23 protein-coding genes are annotated in these 17,327 nt (G+C 46.7%); 6 read left to right on the top strand and 17 right to left on the bottom strand.

Annotated elements, in window-relative coordinates; all coding sequences use genetic code 11:
* Window positions 1–160 precede the first annotated feature (160 nt).
* The 10 genes from ACWPAB_RS02935 to ACWPAB_RS02890 form a co-directional block, all read right to left on the bottom strand.
* The gene (locus ACWPAB_RS02935; protein WP_003584668.1) at window positions 161–409 is read right to left on the bottom strand and encodes a DUF3781 domain-containing protein; all 249 of its coding nucleotides are present in this window, start codon (window positions 407–409) and stop codon (window positions 161–163) included.
* A 201-nt stretch (window positions 410–610) separates the two neighbouring features.
* A complete protein-coding gene (locus tag ACWPAB_RS02930; RefSeq protein WP_003588063.1) occupies window positions 611–1,159 on the bottom strand; it encodes a YceD family protein in 549 nt (182 codons plus the stop codon).
* 135 nt (window positions 1,160–1,294) lie between these two features.
* Window positions 1,295–2,431 (bottom strand): nucleotidyltransferase, encoded by a 1,137-nt coding sequence (locus ACWPAB_RS02925; RefSeq protein ID WP_003584673.1) that lies wholly within the window; start codon window positions 2,429–2,431, stop codon window positions 1,295–1,297.
* A 35-nt stretch (window positions 2,432–2,466) separates the two neighbouring features.
* Window positions 2,467–3,204: a class I SAM-dependent DNA methyltransferase gene (locus tag ACWPAB_RS02920; protein ID WP_003584674.1), complete on the bottom strand. Its 738-nt coding sequence runs from the start codon at window positions 3,202–3,204 to the stop codon at window positions 2,467–2,469.
* A complete protein-coding gene (rsfS, locus tag ACWPAB_RS02915; protein ID WP_003565844.1) occupies window positions 3,201–3,560 on the bottom strand; it encodes a ribosome silencing factor in 360 nt (119 codons plus the stop codon). The genes ACWPAB_RS02920 and rsfS overlap by 4 nt, the downstream gene beginning before the upstream one ends.
* 3 nt (window positions 3,561–3,563) lie before the next feature.
* The gene (gene yqeK / locus ACWPAB_RS02910; protein WP_003565845.1) at window positions 3,564–4,163 is read right to left on the bottom strand and encodes a bis(5'-nucleosyl)-tetraphosphatase (symmetrical) YqeK; all 600 of its coding nucleotides are present in this window, start codon (window positions 4,161–4,163) and stop codon (window positions 3,564–3,566) included.
* Entirely contained in the window at window positions 4,156–4,806 is a 651-nt protein-coding gene (locus ACWPAB_RS02905) for a nicotinate-nucleotide adenylyltransferase (protein WP_003565847.1), read from the bottom strand. The genes yqeK and ACWPAB_RS02905 overlap by 8 nt, the downstream gene beginning before the upstream one ends.
* Window positions 4,807–4,816: 10 nt before the next feature.
* On the bottom strand, window positions 4,817–5,128 hold the full coding sequence (gene yhbY / locus ACWPAB_RS02900) for a ribosome assembly RNA-binding protein YhbY (protein ID WP_003565850.1): 312 nt from the start codon (window positions 5,126–5,128) through the stop codon (window positions 4,817–4,819).
* Window positions 5,129–5,267: 139 nt separating this feature from the next.
* Window positions 5,268–6,392 (bottom strand): ribosome biogenesis GTPase YqeH, encoded by a 1,125-nt coding sequence (gene yqeH, locus ACWPAB_RS02895; RefSeq protein ID WP_003575406.1) that lies wholly within the window; start codon window positions 6,390–6,392, stop codon window positions 5,268–5,270.
* Window positions 6,373–6,909 carry a YqeG family HAD IIIA-type phosphatase gene (locus tag ACWPAB_RS02890; protein ID WP_003565854.1) on the bottom strand — a complete coding sequence of 179 codons (537 nt, stop codon included), beginning with the start codon at window positions 6,907–6,909 and terminating at the stop codon, window positions 6,373–6,375. The genes yqeH and ACWPAB_RS02890 overlap by 20 nt, the downstream gene beginning before the upstream one ends.
* 406 nt (window positions 6,910–7,315) lie before the next feature.
* On the opposite strand from ACWPAB_RS02890, the gene ACWPAB_RS02885 reads away from it, so the two are divergent.
* From ACWPAB_RS02885 to ACWPAB_RS02865, 5 genes are all read left to right on the top strand, one after another.
* Entirely contained in the window at window positions 7,316–8,215 is a 900-nt protein-coding gene (locus tag ACWPAB_RS02885; protein ID WP_003584678.1) for a VOC family protein, read from the top strand.
* Window positions 8,208–9,176, top strand: a complete 969-nt coding sequence (locus ACWPAB_RS02880; protein WP_003584680.1) for a ring-cleaving dioxygenase — start codon at window positions 8,208–8,210, stop codon at window positions 9,174–9,176. Before ACWPAB_RS02885 ends, ACWPAB_RS02880 begins: the two co-directional genes overlap by 8 nt.
* 15 nt (window positions 9,177–9,191) lie before the next feature.
* Window positions 9,192–9,833 carry an alpha/beta hydrolase gene (locus ACWPAB_RS02875; protein ID WP_003584682.1) on the top strand — a complete coding sequence of 214 codons (642 nt, stop codon included), beginning with the start codon at window positions 9,192–9,194 and terminating at the stop codon, window positions 9,831–9,833.
* A 6-nt stretch (window positions 9,834–9,839) separates the two neighbouring features.
* Window positions 9,840–10,808, top strand: a complete 969-nt coding sequence (locus ACWPAB_RS02870; RefSeq protein WP_003584684.1) for an NADP-dependent oxidoreductase — start codon at window positions 9,840–9,842, stop codon at window positions 10,806–10,808.
* Between the two features lie 76 nt (window positions 10,809–10,884).
* On the top strand, window positions 10,885–11,448 hold the full coding sequence (locus ACWPAB_RS02865; protein ID WP_003579557.1) for an LOG family protein: 564 nt from the start codon (window positions 10,885–10,887) through the stop codon (window positions 11,446–11,448).
* Window positions 11,449–11,565: 117 nt separating this feature from the next.
* Here the strand turns inward: ACWPAB_RS02865 and rplT are convergent, their stop codons facing one another.
* The 5 genes from rplT to ACWPAB_RS02840 form a co-directional block, all read right to left on the bottom strand.
* Window positions 11,566–11,922, bottom strand: a complete 357-nt coding sequence (rplT, locus tag ACWPAB_RS02860; RefSeq protein WP_003565866.1) for a 50S ribosomal protein L20 — start codon at window positions 11,920–11,922, stop codon at window positions 11,566–11,568.
* A gap of 34 nt (window positions 11,923–11,956) precedes the next feature.
* Window positions 11,957–12,157: a 50S ribosomal protein L35 gene (gene rpmI / locus ACWPAB_RS02855; RefSeq protein ID WP_003565872.1), complete on the bottom strand. Its 201-nt coding sequence runs from the start codon at window positions 12,155–12,157 to the stop codon at window positions 11,957–11,959.
* Between the two features lie 79 nt (window positions 12,158–12,236).
* Window positions 12,237–12,752, bottom strand: coding sequence for a translation initiation factor IF-3 (infC, locus tag ACWPAB_RS02850; protein WP_014952023.1), 516 nt, complete (start codon window positions 12,750–12,752; stop codon window positions 12,237–12,239).
* 198 nt (window positions 12,753–12,950) lie between these two features.
* Window positions 12,951–13,646 (bottom strand): enhanced serine sensitivity protein SseB C-terminal domain-containing protein, encoded by a 696-nt coding sequence (locus tag ACWPAB_RS02845; protein ID WP_003588068.1) that lies wholly within the window; start codon window positions 13,644–13,646, stop codon window positions 12,951–12,953.
* Window positions 13,639–14,028, bottom strand: a complete 390-nt coding sequence (locus tag ACWPAB_RS02840) for a hypothetical protein (protein WP_003588070.1) — start codon at window positions 14,026–14,028, stop codon at window positions 13,639–13,641. Before ACWPAB_RS02840 ends, ACWPAB_RS02845 begins: the two co-directional genes overlap by 8 nt.
* A 149-nt stretch (window positions 14,029–14,177) precedes the next feature.
* On the opposite strand from ACWPAB_RS02840, the gene ACWPAB_RS02835 reads away from it, so the two are divergent.
* Window positions 14,178–14,747 (top strand): histidine phosphatase family protein, encoded by a 570-nt coding sequence (locus ACWPAB_RS02835; protein ID WP_003584688.1) that lies wholly within the window; start codon window positions 14,178–14,180, stop codon window positions 14,745–14,747.
* Window positions 14,748–14,867: 120 nt separating this feature from the next.
* On the opposite strand, the gene thrS is transcribed toward ACWPAB_RS02835, so the two are convergent.
* Both thrS and ACWPAB_RS02825 read right to left on the bottom strand, forming a co-directional pair.
* Window positions 14,868–16,841: a threonine--tRNA ligase gene (thrS, locus tag ACWPAB_RS02830; RefSeq protein ID WP_003584690.1), complete on the bottom strand. Its 1,974-nt coding sequence runs from the start codon at window positions 16,839–16,841 to the stop codon at window positions 14,868–14,870.
* A gap of 54 nt (window positions 16,842–16,895) precedes the next feature.
* Entirely contained in the window at window positions 16,896–17,327 is a 432-nt protein-coding gene (locus tag ACWPAB_RS02825; protein ID WP_014952027.1) for a hypothetical protein, read from the bottom strand.

The following is a 17,327-nucleotide window of genomic DNA, read 5'->3' as shown; positions in this document are numbered from 1 at the left end:
TCGTCATTTACTCCTTTTATGTTAGCAGAAACGGCTTGGGTTTAACAGTCAACAGCTAGGTTAGAAACGGTCAATTTTTCTTCGCTTATTTTCTTTGAAAAAGAAGACGCCGCCTCAGGCAAACAGACAAAATTTGCTTTGTTTCAACTATTTTAAAATGCTATCCCTCTGTGTGAGCTGTTATCACGGTGAAACTGTTAGCATTAATTGTCACGATGATGTGATCAATCTTGACGTACCAATTTTTACCCTTTCGATTCATGATTGCTTCAGGATTCAGAATTTTCTCTTTGCAAAATGCAATGACGTCCCGATTAGTAAGTGAAAGATTGTGTTCAATCCGGATGCGCCCTAGTTTTGTAGTGTGCAATTTGTCTAAGTTTCTCAGTAACGGATTATCAGAAATCATTTTTATATTCACCGCAGCGAGGCTTTACTTTTTGAGCCCGCTCCCTCATCAACTGTTTTTGAGTCATGAACCCAACAAGACTTTCTCATAAAAATCGTTTTCGCTACTACAAAAGAAAATGGCATCCTCGCAATACAATTACGAAGGTGCCATTTTTCAATAGATCAAATCGCCTTACCGTGAGCCAGAAGACCTTACTGATCACGCTTGATCGTCATCAGGGAACATTCCCTTTAATTTCGTAAAGGGATTGTCCGCCTGTTTTTCTTTTTTAACAGCTTTATCAAAATCCTCTTCTGCTAAAACTTCCCAATCATCGCCTGAGGGCATATCACCGCTTGCGACTTCTTCTGGTGTCAGGACCTGCATTGGAATGCTCAACAACAGATGGTCCTCAATCGCTGGCAACAGATCCAGTTCAGCATCTTCGAGCGGCATAAGAATTTCGCCGTCCTCATATTGGTCAGCATGACCAGCGTCCGTTAAATAAATTTCGCTGAACGTAAAATCTTGCGGCAGTGTGACCGGCGTCAAACTGCGCGTTGACGGCACAACCAAATTACCCTTTAGATTAACACTGACCAAAAAGTCACCACGATCATAGACAATATCGCCGCTTACCTGAATGGGACTCACGTCGAGAACCTCGGGATCGCGATCCTGTAAATCCGTTTTAACATCTAACGTAGTGCTAAAATGCAACGGCTCCTGATCGTGTTTTATTAACTCCTGAACGGTCCATTTCAACATGTGGTTTACCTCCTTTAAACGCGTTCCTAGGCGCAGAAACCTGCACATAAGGACCTCAGGCGCTATGGCCAAAGTTCGGTCATCACACCTGAGGCCGCTTATGCTCCGGTTACTAAGCGCGCCAGTTCGCGCTCTTCACATCAGTGGTCGTCGGCCATAGTTCTGCTCAACGCCACCAATCGTTGTGATTAATCGATCCGCGCGATGGGTCATCGCGAGGACGCCATCCGGTGCAAGCATATCAGCACTGACCTTTGTGAGCAAGGGCCAGTCAAGATCATGCTTGACACTATTGAGATACTGCCGCCCAGTTGGCGTGAACCCTAAAACATGCAACTGCGGGTGTTGCCGTGCCTGATTAACCGCCGTAGCCGTCATATTCAAAGTAATGGCCAACGCTAGCCGTCGCAACCGCGCATAGGTATAGCGTTTCGATTTTACCTGCTTCAAAAAAGCAGTCATGTCTTGCGCGTCATCAATTTTTTGGGTGAAGCGATACTCTAACCCTTCTGCCATGGTTGCGACCAGCCGCAGTTCATTGAGCTCGGCTGTTTGCAGGCGATATTTCAACCACGGGAAAAATTGTGCCCAGCTATACTGTTGTTGCTTAGCATAAAAATCGACAAGCTCAGTAGGCACAATGGCTTCAACCGATTGATCAGCACGTAAATACTCACGCACTGTCGAGGCGCTGGCGATGTTGGCTTGAATGCCCACTTCATCATGACCAATCCCACGACGCGCAAATGGTAACAATGTCATCGGCCACTTCAACGCCAAATTAGCCTTGGCATAACTCAAGCCCAGCATAAAATTAGGATCAGTTTGGGTGATCCCAGCCGCTTTTGCATAAACAGCGTTGAGTTGCGTGGCGTATGTCTGCGTATAATCGCGAAATCCATCCCCAGTTAACGCTGCTGTCGCCAGTTTTTCAGCTAAATCTGCATAAGCAACTTCAGGATGCTCAGTACCAAAGGCTAAAGTGTTGACACCCATGGCGGCCAACGCGGTCACACCGGCTTCAGCAAACTGGTCAGCGGCCTGAACGGCTCCGGTCACCGGCAACTCAACGACAAGGTCTGCACCATGCTGCAAAGCCGCCTGTGCCCGAACCCATTTATCAAAAATAGCCGGCTCCCCGCGTTGTACATAGTTACCAGACATCACGACAACGACAACATCTGCTTGTGCCAGCTTTCGCGCTTGTGCCAAGGCATATGCATGACCCGTATGAAATGGATTAAATTCAGCAATCATCCCAACTGTCTGCATGGCCGCCTCCTAAACTGCAAAATCATCATGGTCATTCATTTTTTCTTCGCATGGAAAAACCAGCGTGTGCTGTCCGCCTGAATTGGCTGACGGCCAAAATCAGCTGTCACTTCAATTTTTTCAAACCCACTTGCGGTTAAGGCATCGAGATAGTCGTTAATCGGATAAGTTCGTTCTTTATGGGTTTCCGTAAGCGGCTTATAGGCATCTAGGCCCTCATCATAAAGAAAGAACGTTAAATCATGCTCAACACTATGCGGCACCTCACCTACGAAACTGTGCCATAAAAAGGCAAAATCATCGGTCTGATAATTGTACATATAACCGGGAAAAATCTGATCCATTTGATATAACGAGTGCGCATCGAAAAGAAAGTCCCCGCCCGACGGCAACAAAGACGCTACCTGAGTGAAGACTTGCTGAACTTCTTCAAGATTCGCCATATAACAAATGGAGTCGTCAAAACATGTCACGACCGGAACCGGTGGTAAATCACTCAAATCACGCATGTCGCCTTGAATAAGAGTCAGTTGGGCATCGGCTTCCTCAGCCTTTTCTGCCGCCAGCGACAACATTTCGTCCGATAAATCAAAGTCGGTCACCTGATAGCCGGCTTGCGCCAAAAGAACAGCCAAGAAACCCGAACCGCCTGCCAACTCCAAGATAGGCTGACCAGCTGGTGCAACCCGCTTCGTGACATAATCCCGCCACTGCGAATAGAGTGATTGATCCATCAGTTTGTCGTAAACTTCGGCAAACGTTTGATAAATCATGCTTCAACCCACTGATCTACTTCAACCAGCGGCGCTTCCTGCCATAACTTTTCAAGGTTGTAGAATTGGCGTTCTTCTGGCATGAAGACGTGCACGACAACATCGTTCATGTCAATCAGCATCCATTTCGATCCTTTTTGGCCTTCAATACGACGAATCGTAACGCCGGCTTCTTCTTCTTTATCCTCAATTTCATCGACAATCGCTTGCACTTGTCGATCTGAAGTACCGCTCATAATGACAAAGTAGTCAGCTAATAAACTGACACCGCGCATATCTAGCGCCACAATGTCTTCAGCACGCTTAGAATCACCTGCTTTGACAGCAACTTCCAACATCGTTTTTGAATCAATCATAAATTACTCCTTTGTTAAGAATGCGTTATAAGTTAATAGTGTCTTTGGAAAAACGAGTTTGCGCGCACCAATGAGATAAGTCAAGGTATTCTCCAATTCAATTCGACTAGCTTCTTCCAAGTTCGTTTCCGCTGCCTTACGCGCCTTTGCTTCAACCGGCAAAGATCGCGCCGGTTCGATAAAATCACCAACAAAAATGATTTCATCAAGCTTGGTCATTTCCGGATCACCTGTCGTGTGCCGCGCAATGGCAGTCAATACTTGCTTATCAGTAATGCCGACCTCTGTTTGAATGAAATGAACGCCGACAACACCATGCCAAACGCCGCGGCCATATTGCAACAAATCCGGATCGAAACCATCTTCAATAATCACGCGTTTATAGGTTTCAACTGGAATCTCTTTACCATAATCGTGCAGTAAACCTGCTAAGCCTGCGCGATCAACGTCTTGATCAAAACGCTTGGCCAATTCAATGGCAGTCGCTTCGACCCGCAAACAATGCTCATAACGCGGTTCATCGAGCCGATTGTGCAGCCGATTTAAAATTTCCTCACGACTTAAGCCATGTGTCAGACTTGCCGGATATTGATGTTCACTCACGATATAATCCCTCTTTTTGAATATAATCAATTACTGAATCAGGTACCAGATACTTCAAACTTCGGCCATTTTCGACCCGATCACGCACATCAGTTGAGCTGATATCAATCAAAGGCGCATCCACCCACAGAATTGGATAACGACTAGCTGGCGTATACCCACGCCGTTTAACACCGACAAATGTCACCAATTTGACAAGTTCGTCAATGTGCGACCACTTTGGCAGATAATCCACCATATCGGCTCCAATAATGAAATAATAATCGGTGTCTGGATGTAACCGGTGCAGCTCCAACATCGTCTCATAAGTGTAGCTGACACCGCCTCGTCGGATTTCAATCCCTTCCAATCCAAAAAGCGGATTGTCCGCGATAGCTAGTTGCACCATATTCACACGATGCCGCGCTGAAATGGCAGTTTTAGTGTCGACATGCGGTGGTTGATTATCGGGCATAAAATAAACTTTTTCTAATCCCAACTCCGTGCCAGCTGCTTCGGCCATGATTAAATGACCGTTGTGAATCGGATTAAAAGTCCCACCAAATAGGCCAATCTGTTTTCGCCGATGCTGGCCAAGAATCTGCTCGCGCATTTCAACGGAGATCACGGGCTGGGTCAATGTGACACTCTGCGTCTTCTCCATAGTGATCCTCTTAGCGTGCGTTAACTTCCAGGCTAATTTTTCGATGATCTTTCTTTTCAGCCTGCTTATAGACAACAACCGTGTGACCAATGATTTGGGCGATCTCCACACCTTGAATGGCCGCCTGTAAGGTATCGGCCACCTCTTGCGGTGTATCATCGGCAGCCGGCAGTAAACTGATTTTAACTAGTTCCCGCGCTTCGAGGGCATCTTTCACCCCAGCCACAAACGTGTCACCTAAACCGTTCTTACCAACATTGATTAACGGCTTCGTGGTCATCGCCAAACTGCGTAAATACCGTTTCTGTTTCCCTGTTAACATCAATAACGCTCCTCTAACCGTGTCGGCAGGCATAGCTCTTTAAACACAACTGGCTGAGTGCCTCGTTGTGGTCATGGATACTTACCGCCGTACACGTTTTACTTCGACATGATTAATTTTGATACCAAAGATAGTTTTTCTAAATGAACGCACGCCGTAACAAAACATCCACACCTTTTGGCGCATAGCCGGCAACCGTAACACCAGCAGGCACAGTGATCCAGCCTAACCCGGCGAAAACTAAGTCGGCTTTTTCCTTTGGGGTGAATTCAAACCGAACCAATGGCGGAAAGTCTGGCACTTCATCCGGCTGTGGTGGTGACAGTAAACCGCCCACATGCTTCTGATAGAAATCATCCGCATTTTCTAACTTGGTGCGATGCAACGTCAACTGATTATCAGTGTAAATAACGAAACTGTTGCGACCTCCGCGAAGGTAATCAAATCGCGCTAAACCGCCAAGAAAAATAGTTTGGCCTTCATTCAATTGATAGGTTGCTGGCTTGATGACGGAAGTCGGTGAGACTAATTTTAAGTCTTTAGGGCCGACAAAGTGTGCCATCTGATGCCGATGAATGATCCCTGGTGTATCAATCAATGATTGGCCATCATCCAGCGGGATCATAATGCGATCCAACGTCGTTCCCGGAAAACGCGACGTGGTAATCAAATCCTCAACGCCAGTCAATTCTTTTATAATTCGATTGATCAAAGTAGATTTACCAGTGTTCGTCACGCCGACCACATAAACGTCTCGATGATCACGATATTTTTCAATGGCATCCAACAGCTCATCAACGCCAAAACCTTTTTTAGCGCTGGCCAGCATCGTGGCTACCGGACGCAACCCTTGTGCCTTTGCCTGCTGCTGTAACCAATTCTTCAATCGATTCGGGTTAAGCGACTTCGGCAACACATCGGCTTTGTTCCCGACAAGAATGACTGGGTTGTCACCCACAAAACGATGCAATCCAGGGATGACACTGCCATTGAAATCAAAAATATCGATGACGTTGACAATCAACGCATTACTTTCACCGATGGCATTCAATAAGCGTAAAAAATCATCGTCCGTCAACGTCACCGGCGCAATTTCGTTGTAGTGCCGCAACCGAAAACAGCGCTGGCAATAAATCTCGTCATCAGGATCGGCCTTGCTTAAAGTGGCTTTTGGCAAGTATCCCGGCTTTTTGGGATCAGTCGTTTGCAAAATAGCGCCGCAGCCTATGCAACGGCGCTCTGTTTCAGTGTTCGTGGTATCCATGAATATCCTCCTGATAATCCAAATGCCGTTTCTTGGCGAGTGCTTTAAAAACGTAACCTTCAAAGTAACGATTAATTCTGGTGTTCCACGCATCACTTTGAACAAGTGGCTGGGTTAAAACGGTTCGCACACCAGCAAGATTGCCTGCCCAAATATCGGTCAGCAATTGGTCGCCAACCATCACCACTTCAGATCGCTTAAGCCCTAATTGTTTGCGGGCTTTCGTGATACCCACAGGAAGCGGCTTCAAAGCACGAGCAACATATGCCACACCCAGCTTGGCCATTGCCTTGTGGATTCGATTTGCATTGTTATTCGAGACGACCACCACTTTAATCCCGCTATTGCGCAAGTCCGTCAGCCAGCGAGTCAGTGTTTCAGTGCCTTCGGGATGATCCCACGCCATCAACGTATTATCTAGATCCGTCAAGACCGCCTTAATCCCTTGTTGTTTCAAGCTGGCAGGTGTCAAACTGAAAATATTCGTTACCAGCCAAGTCGGCTCAAAAACTGCCACAAATCTTGTCCCCTCTCCGGTTTTCATATCCTTATATTATAGCCGAAAAGCGTGCCGAGCGCGAGTCAGCTTCATTGACAGGCGTGGCGAGCTCCAATCCTATTGATCCAAAGGTGTACGCCTTTGTCCGGGATGGTTCCACGAGCTCTCTGCTTGCCATTAAAATTAAAGAAGCTAGTTAAGCTATTCTGTTTTCTTCCAACAGCAAAATACTTCAGCAATTATAAAAATTGCTATTTTTCCAAACAAGCGTCAAGCTTGAATGAAACCGTTATCTTTTTAAAGACGAAATCATCGCCTTATATGTCAAAACAAGGTACGATTAGGTTGATAGCAGCGACTCGCATTCAGCGAATAAGACTGTTATACTTATTTTTAGTAAGTGTATCAAGGAGGAGGCAATGTCATGACCCGTTTGCATCATGTGTCGCTGTTGACCGGTGATGCACCAGCGACAATTCAGTTTTATACAAAGGTTTTAGGTTTACGTCTGGTCAAAAATACCGTCAATCAGGAGAACGTTCATGTTCGACATCTGTTTTTCGGTGATTACCAAGGAACTCCTGGCAGTGTGGTTACCTTTTTTGCGATTGATCGATTGGGGCATCGCTACGATGGGCAAAATCAATTGGGTGGGATTGATCTTGCCATTCCAACTGGGTCATTGGCATTTTGGGAACAGCGTCTGCGGATGGCAGGTTGTGTGGTGACAGCCACGCTGACCAGTTTAACTTTGGTTGATCCGGCTGATACGCCGGTTCGACTGTTGGTGACCGATCAAACGTTACCAACGCAACTTGTCGTGCCAAACGATGTTCCGGGCGAAAACCAGATTACCGGATTAATTAATGTCGATCTCCCAGTGGCCGATCATGAAGCTGAAAAGACCTTCTTTCAAACCATGCTGGGTGTGACCCCCGAAAATAATCAATTCAAGCTTGAGGCCGGTAACACCTTGACCCTTAAGCCTAGCCTCACTGATAGCATCAAACGATTTGGCCGCGGAAGCATGGATCATTTTGCGTTAACCGTTGACCATGAAGAAACACTGCCGCGACTGGGGACAATTGCCGCACAACATGGCTATGAAGTTGAGGAGTTTGCTGATCGCGGCTGGTTTAAGAGCCTATATGTTCGCGATCCTGCCGATAACCGGATTGAATTTGCCACTAAGGAACCCGGCTTTGCGTTAGATGAGCCGCTTGCCCACCTCGGCGAAGGTCTCGGACTGCCGCCGAAGTTCGAGGCACAACGTCAAGCCATTGAAACGTATTTTAAAACCAAAGGAGTGGATTTCCATGATTGAACACACATTATTAGGTATGAACCACGTCACAGCCATGGCCAGCGATCCTCAAGCGATTTTTGACTTCATGAGCAAAACGTTGGGATTGCATCTCATTAAGAAGACAGTTAACCAAGATGCGTTGGATACGTACCATTTTTATTTCACTGATGATCAAGGTACTGCCGGAACTGACATGACATTCTTCACCTTCCCTAACCAGCCTAAAGGTAAAAAAGGCACGAACATGATCTCCCGCGCAAGTTTTCGTGTGCCTAGTGATGCAGCGTTAGATTATTGGCTCAAGCGGTTTGCTGAAAAAGGAGTTGCTAATGAAGGTATTAGCAATCAATTCGGTACCAAGATTATTAACTTCCATGATCAAGATGATCAACAGTATCAGCTTATATCCGATGAAAACGATCATGGGGTTGCCGGTGGGACGCCATGGAAACACAATGACGTACCTGAGGAATTCGCGATTACTGGCCTTGGACCAGTGACCGTTACCATTTTCAACTTAGGTCATATGCAATATGTACTGACCGAGATTATGGGTTATAAGCAAATTGCTGAAGATGGCAACTGGTCACTTTACGAGGTTGGCGAAGGCGGTCATGGCGCCCAAGTGATTCTTGAGCATCGAGAAGATCTGCCGATTGCCGAGGAGGGCTTTGGCAACATTCACCACGCGGCCTTCTCGACTGAGAATCGAGAAACCTTAGGTACGTGGATTGATCGCATCAAGCAGTATCGTTTGCCGCAATCAGGTTACGTTGACCGCTTCTACTTCAAATCCGAGTATTTCCGCGCGGCACCGCAAATTTTGTTTGAACTTGCAACCACCGGTCCAGGCTTCTTACAGGATGAAACTTATGATGAAGCCGGCATTCACTTAGAGTTGCCACCATTCTTGGAAAGCAAACGCGAAGAAATTGAAAAGCAATTAACCCCAGTCAAAACCGACTGGCGTGGACGTTAATGATTGGAGGTTGCGATGGCAGAAGATAAAGTAAACTACGCATTTGTTAAAGGTGATCCAACTGTCTCACCATTACTATTACTGCATGGCCAAGGCGGCGATGAAAATGACTTACTGCCAATTGGCAAGTACCTCTCGCCAAATAGTCCCATGTTGTCGATTCGCGGTCGCGTGCAAGAACAAGGCATGAACCGCTACTTCAAGCACACGGAAAATGGCGGCTTTGATTTAAACGATCTTGAACAGGAGACCACTTGGCTATTTTCAGTGTTAAATGACCTTTGCCGGAAATTTGACATCGACTATGAGCGATTTATCGTGATCGGCTATTCTAACGGCGCTAACGTTGCTGCACGGGCGTTATTGACGCGAAGTGATACATTCCACACAGGCATTTTCTTTCACCCGATGGCACTTTCGACAGTCAATTCAAAACAAGATCTTAGCGATGTCAAAGTCTGGATGTCACATGGCGACCAAGATCCGATTGTGCCAGCACAAAACTTCAAAGTGCTCGATACGTACCTTGAAGAGCAAGGTGCCGATGTCACGATTTTCCGTCATGGGCAAAGTCACAATTTGAATGAAGAAGAATTGACAAACGCCAAAAGCTGGCTGGCAAAAAGTGGTCGGTTAGCTGATTGGCGACGGAGGTGAAAGACTATGCAACGTTTTGGTTTTGAACAGTATGGTGATCCGAGCGTTTTTGAAACCATTGAGGCGCCGATTCCCGAACCAAAAACTGGGCAAGTACAATTGCAGGTTCTTGGCTTTGGCTTGAATCCCTACGATGCTTCACTGCGTCGTGGTGAACAAGCGGCTTTTCGAAAAGTTAAGTTCCCAGTTGTCCCCGGCACAGATGTTCTTGGGCGAATTACCAAACTCGGCGAAGGGGTGACTGACTTTGCTATTGGTGATCTTGTCTTGAATTATCGACCAATTGGCGGTTACAGCGAGTATGTCACCGCCTCAACTTCAAAAATTTACAAAAAACCGACTGCCTTAAGCTTTTTGGACGCTGCTGCACTACCGCAAGTTGGCTTAGCTGCTTTTAACATTTTGCACTATATGCTGTCACTTAAGTCTGGCCAAACTTTGGCAGTCATTGGCGCAAGCGGCGGTGTTGGTGCTATCTTGGTGCAGCTCGCCAAGTTTGAAAAATTAAATGTCATTGCCGTTGCAGGTGCCCAACACCACGACTATTTGCAGCAACTCGGGGCCGATCAGATTTACAGCTATACAGATGATTTACCTGACAGCCGTGCTGATGCTGTGGTCAACGCCGTTTTTGGCGTTGCAGACCACGGTGCCTCGCTAAAGCTGGTCAAAGCTGGCGGTCAATATGTGACGACCGCTTATGCTGACGTTGATGTTAGCAGCAAGCCTGGCACAACCCACCTGCAATTGAACCCATCGAAGGACTATTCTGTTCATGATGGCTTTGCCTATTTAGTTGATGTCGCCCAAAAATGGGGTCTGCAAGTTCGTGTAGCGCAATCATTTGCTTTTAACGTGGATGGCGTCATTGCTGCGCATGAAATGTTGGAAACACACCACGCCCCGGGCAAGTTGATTGTGATGCAAGATCGTCATGTCACCCATCCGGTTCGTAAAGACATCAATCAACTTTAAACAAAAATTGGGTTAACGCCTTGTCCCGCTTGTTTTCACGCCGTATGATAAACGGGTGAACGAAAGGCGGGACAACATGAAAATTGCAGTTTATTGTGGCGCCAATAGTGGCGCGGATCCAGCATTTCTACAGGCAGCAAGCAAAGTTGGCGCATGGATTGCGGCACGTGGCGATACGCTGATTTATGGCGGCGGTAAACTCGGGCTGATGGGCGCAGTTGCGCAAAGTGCCCTTGACCATGGCGGTGACGTCATCGGCATCATGCCGCAAGTACTCGCCGATCGCGGCTTAGCCATGCCAGCCTTGACGCATTTAGAAGTCGTTGCTGACATGGGAACGCGAAAAGCCAAAATGATCGAGATGGCAGATGCCGACCTTGCCCTTCCCGGCGGTCCTGGCACTTTGGAAGAAATCACCGAAGCAATTTCCTTCTCCCGAATTGGCCTTAACGCAAGCCCAACGATCCTGTTTGATCAAAATGGGTATTACCAACCTTTGAAACAGATGTATCAAACCGCAGTTGACCAAGGTTTCTTTGATCAGGATGCATTCGATAACGTGTTATTCTCGGATGATCTAACCGCCATCAGTACGTTCATTGCCAACTATCAGCCGTTGGGGGTTCGGCAATATCATTAAAAAACCAGCTCACGTGAGCTGGTTTTCTTAATGTGAACCCATGTTTTTCACTTATATACGCAAAAAGAGCATGTCCACTCGCCAAAGCGAGTTGTGACATGCTCTTTTAAATTGGCATTAAGCCAAAGCTTTTTTAGCTGTATCAGCCACAGCCTTGAAGCCATCTGGATCGCTAACAGCAAGGTCAGCAAGCATTTTACGGTTCATGTCGACATTTGCAACCTTCAAGCCATGCATTAGCTTGCTGTAGGAAATATCGTTCATGCGTGCCGCGGCGTTGATCCGTGCAATCCAAAGACGACGGAAATCACGCTTCTTAGCGCGACGATCGCGGAAAGCATAACGGTATGACACCATGACTTGGGCATTAGCTGCCTTAAACAGCAAATGCTTGGCACCACGATAGCCCTTAGCGAGCTTCAGTACCTTCTTACGACGCTTACGAGTAACTGTTCCACCTTTAACACGTGGCATTAGAATTCCTCCTCAAATCAAATCCGATAGATTATTATTTCATCTGGCTGAGCATCTGGCGGATCCGCTTCATATCTGAGTGGGATACCAATGCTGACTTACGCAATTGACGGCGTTGTTTCTTGGTCTTGCCGTGGAAACGGTGAGACGTATAAGCATGACCGCGCTTCAGTGCACCTGATGCGGTTTTCTTAAAACGCTTTGCGGAAGCACGGTGGGTCTTGAATTTTGGCATGACTTTTTCCTCCTGTAAACATCAGCGTGTTGCTGGTGAAGTTCACCAGTTTGCGCTTTTTATACGATCTTGCCGAAAACTACTTCTCGGCACGCGGTGCAAGCATCAAGAACATGCTGCGGCCGTCCATCTTAGGATGCGTTTCAACAGCAGCAATTTCCTTAACGGCATCCGCCATCTGCTCAAGGACTTTGCGACCAAGGTCCTTATGCGTGATTGCCCGACCACGGAACCGAACGCTGACTTTAACCTTGTCACCTTTTTCAAGGAACTTGGTGGCGTTCTTGAGTCGAGTATTGAAATCTGCTTCACCGATGGTTGGGCTTAGGCGGATCTCCTTGATGGTGACAGTCTTTTGTTTCTTCCGAGCATCGCGCTCTTTCTTTTGAAGCTCAAACCGGAATTTCCCGTAATCCATAATACGGGCAACCGGTGGCTTGGCATTAGGCGATACTAGGACAACATCTAAATTTGCATCCTCGGCAATGGCCAAGGCGTCACGCGTACTCTTAACGCCGAGCTGTTCACCGGTCTGGGAGATCAATCGAACTTCACGTGCGCGAATACTGTCATTGACTATCAGATCTCTTGCTATGGTTGTTCACCTCCGTGTGAATTTCAGAGAAAAAACAAAAACAGCGTGGCCACAAAGACCCCGCTGTTCATTAAATACCGAACTAATGAGCCTAGCGGTCCAAGGACTTAGGCGAGAAGCGGGAACTTCTGCTTTTTCTCAACGGATATAACTATACAGGAACATTCAGGCGACGTCAAGTTTCAGCTTTTAGCGATTTTACCGCTGATAAAATGGCGCAAACTCACCACTCACATAGCGTCCTAATTCATTGTCGTTAGGACTCACGTGGAATTGGGTCGTTTCTGGTAAATAAGCTTCTGCAAAGGCAACAACGGCGTGTAGGTCTGTTCCCTTATCTGCATCTACGACCAGCAACAGGCTTTGGGTATCATCAGCGCGGATCATGGTGGTCAAATAGGCTGCATGAACAGTTCTCAGCTTCGCCAAGTAGTCGCGCAAGTGCTTAACTAATGTGGCGGTTTCCCGCGGCGGTTCACCGATCCGCACAGCCTCACCATTTTTAGCACTATCAGGTTTAGCCACGTAAAACAAGTTGGCGCGTGATAGCAGCATATTTTCGCCGTATGGATTGATGGCAACACCTTGTATATCGTGATCTTCGTATAAAAAGTTGGCACAGTCATTGATGGTGGCAACAGCGTATTGATCATGATCTGGGCTTTTACCGAAATTAGCCTGGTCGGTAAAAATTGGTAAGAAGTCCTGTCCTTGATCATCCGTAATCATGACGATTGTCGGATCACCATCTCTCGTTGTCCCAACAGGCAACATGAATTTTGCAGTCTTTAAAGCAGCGTAAAAAGCGGCTTGGGTCTCATCATTCTGATCAGCCCGTAATAACTGAATCAAATGAATAAGTTGTGGATTTTGAACAATTGGTTCATCAGTCATCATCGTTTTCCCCTTTATCTCGTTTCTGATCGGCACTCACTTTGCCACGAAACCTGCGTAATTTTTTTGGTAGGCCAACCAGCCATGAGAGTAACACAATGCCAACACTGCCGAAAACAGCCACACCTTGAGGTTGAAATTCAATTTTAGCAAACCACCAAGTTGCGATGCCATAAGCACCAACAACAGTTAGCAACATCACAATGCCCATGATCACTAACAGGCCACGGCCACGATGGGCAATTAACCAGTAACCGCGCTGATTCGGGGTCCGCCATGGCAGCTTCATGTAAGCGAACAAAACCACCAAATACAAAACGGCAGCGAGGATCTTTGTGACCACGAATAAGACGAGCCATGAAGCCCATAATGCGATAAACACCGAGTCACCCTTTCTTTTTACGTGTGTCGTAAATGTGTCCAGTTTATCATACATGCTGAAAACAAATGGCGGATGTGCTAAATTTGGCGAGAACAAACCTGTTCCTAAAGATACTAACAACAAAATTATGAATGAATGGAGAAATCACCATGGCAACAATTGACTTAGTGAGGCATGCTGAACCAGACATCACGATTCATGATGATTTTTTGCGGCCACTGACCAGCGCTGGTCGGCGGCAAACTCAGCAGTTGGTTGCCAGTTTGCATCAATATCCGTACACAGGCTTTTTTTCAAGCCCACTCAAACGTGCTGTTGATACGATCACACCGATTGCAGATGATCACGGCTTACCCGTTCAAAAAAACGAACTATTGGTGGAGCGAAAAATGCCTGCATGGCTGCCAAATTTTTCTGAATATGTTAATCAGCAGTGGCAAGATTTAACATTCTTTGAAAAACCTGGTGAATCTATTCATCAAGTTCAAGAACGTTACCTTTCATTTTTATATGGACTGCCAAGTTCGGCATTCGTCGCTGTCGGTAGTCATGGCACGGCGATAAGCAGTCTTGTCGAAGCGGCCATCCCCGGTATCGGCTATCATTTTTTCTCGAAACTTGGTTACGCCGCTGTCACCCGTATCGAAATGCATGCAGGCAATGTGGTTCACCTAGCTGTCTGGGAACCAAAATCAAAGACATTTAAAGTTCTAAAATAGTGTTTCCAAACCTCAAAATAATCCAAAACTGATGGCGCGTTTCGGGATTTTGATCAAAAGAAAAAGGAGCTTTGAGAACAATGTCTCAAAAGTTCCTTCCCCATTTGATTGAAAATGACACTAATCACCTAAAACCTTGGTCGCTTCGCCTGGCTTGGTTTTGCCGTCACGGCTGTAATTCTTCACTTCAGCAACTAAAGCATCAATGAACATGTTGCCTGCTTCTTCTTCGGTGTGTTCATCCCCATAGCGGCGAACTGAAACCGCAGCATCATTCAATTCCTTATCGCCGACAACAACGGTGTATGGAATCTTCTTGGTTTGCGCTTCACGAATCTTGTAGCCCATCTTTTCGTTCCGATCGTCAACTTTAACGCGGAGACCGGCGGCTAACATTTGTTTCTTAATGCGATTGACGTAATCCAGATGCAGATCATTGTTGACTGGAATCAAAACAGCTTGTGTCGGTGCTAGCCAAGTTGGGAAGGCACCCTTGTAGATTTCGGTCAGATAGGCAATGAACCGTTCCATCGTGCCGACAATCCCGCGGTGAATCATGACTGGCCGATGCTCTTCACCGTCTTTACCGACGTAGGTTAGATTAAACCGTTCCGGAAGCATAAAGTCCAGTTGAATGGTTGACATGGTTTCGTCATTGCCAAGTGCGGTCTTCGTTTGGATATCCAACTTTGGACCATAGAAGGCAGCTTCACCTTCGGCTTCGTAATAATCCAGTTTCAAGTCGTCCATGGCACCTTTTAACATGCTTTGGCTACGTGTCCACATTTCGTCATCATCGAAGTATTTTTCGGTGTTCTTAGGGTCACGATATGAAAGCCGGAAACTGTAATCGGTGATATTGAAGTCTTCGTAAACATCCATGATCAAGCGCAGAATCTTTTTGAATTCTTCTTGAACTTGGTCTAAAGCAACAAAAGTATGACCATCGTTCAGCGTCATTTCACGGACACGTTGCAGGCCGGACAGGGCACCTGACTTTTCATAACGGTGCATCATGCCGAGTTCTGCGATCCGCAACGGTAATTCACGATAAGAGCGAATGTGATGGTTATAAATCTGAATATGGCTTGGGCAGTTCATTGGCCGCAATTCCAACATTTCGCCGTCACCCATGTCCATTGGCGGAAACATGTCTTCGCGATAGTGATCCCAATGACCAGATGTCTTATAGAGATCCAAGTTAGCTAAAACAGGTGTGTAGACGTGTTCATACCCATCGGCAATTTCCTTGTCAATGATATAGCGTTCGATAACACGACGAATCGTGGCACCATTTGGCATCCAGTACGGCAAGCCTGCACCAACCTTAGGATCAACGAAGAATAGATCCAAATCACGGCCGATCACCCGATGGTCATGTTCAGCAGCTTCTTGGCGTCGTTTGGCATCATCTTCCAGACCCTTTTCGCTCCAATATGCCGTGCCGTAGATCCGTTGCAACATCGGGTTGCTGCTCTTGCCTTGCCAGTATGCACCAGCCACTGACAGCAGCTTCAGATGCTTCAAGTCCTTGAGACTTGGTAGCAACACTTTTTCTTCAAAATCAACGAAGTCGCCTAACTTATAGCCTTTGATCGGATCGCCAGCAGCTTCAACCAACTGCTTCTTGAATGGATCATTTTTGAAGGCTTGGAAAGCTTCGGCGCGACTCAACACAACTGGTTCAAGTGCCGCGTTTTCCTTGATAATCGCTTCCATTTTCTTTTGAACGGTTGGCAAATCATCAACACTCACCTGACCGTCAGCACGATCGGTATCGTAGTAAAAACCGTCTTCCGTTGCTTGACCCTGACCAAAATGAATATCCGGGTATAAGTCTTTCAAAGCAGCGGCCAGTACGAACGCTGCTGTCTGCCGCAAAACGGTCAAACCTTCTGCATCATCCTTGGTCATAATTTGCAATTTACCAGAATGCGCAATCGGTTCGTCATAAGCGATCAAATCGCCATCTAACTTGCCGGCGACAGCCTTCTTTGCCAAGCTATTACTAATACCCTCGGTGATTGCCTTAACTGTGGTGCCATCAGGAAACTGTTTGACGTTACCATCAGGAAATGTAATATCTAATGCCATGAGTAAGACTCCTTTATTGTTTTTTCGAAGAAACCAAAAAATCCCTGACATCTCCTAAGAGACATCAGGGACGATCAGTGATCGCGGTTCCACCCAGTTTGCCAACAGCACCGGCTGTTGGCCACTTAATTGACGCGTAACCTGCGTAACAGGGCCTTGCGGCAATCTCGAGAAGTGGTTCGGATCAGATCTTGCAAGACTTTCAGCCATGGTCTCGCTCTCTATTGAATGATCCTTTGTTGCTTCCGTCTTCGATAGCTTCATTGAAACACATTGCGCAGTCAGGTGCAAGAGGTTTTCTGAAAAAGAGCGCTCTCTGGCGCGTTTAGAAACCGGAACATAAGTGGCCTCAAGCCTAAATGGCCGGGCTTTGGTCATTTTAGGCTTGAGGTCCTTATGTGCAGGTTTCTGCACCAGAGAGCGCGTTTCAGCCACAGCGTGAACTAGCTCCGTCCGCACGGCTACAAGTAATTCTGGAAATAACAT

The sequence above is a fragment of the Lacticaseibacillus sp. 30 genome (assembly GCF_053819265.1).
This window is presented reverse-complemented; position numbering and strand designations above follow the sequence as displayed.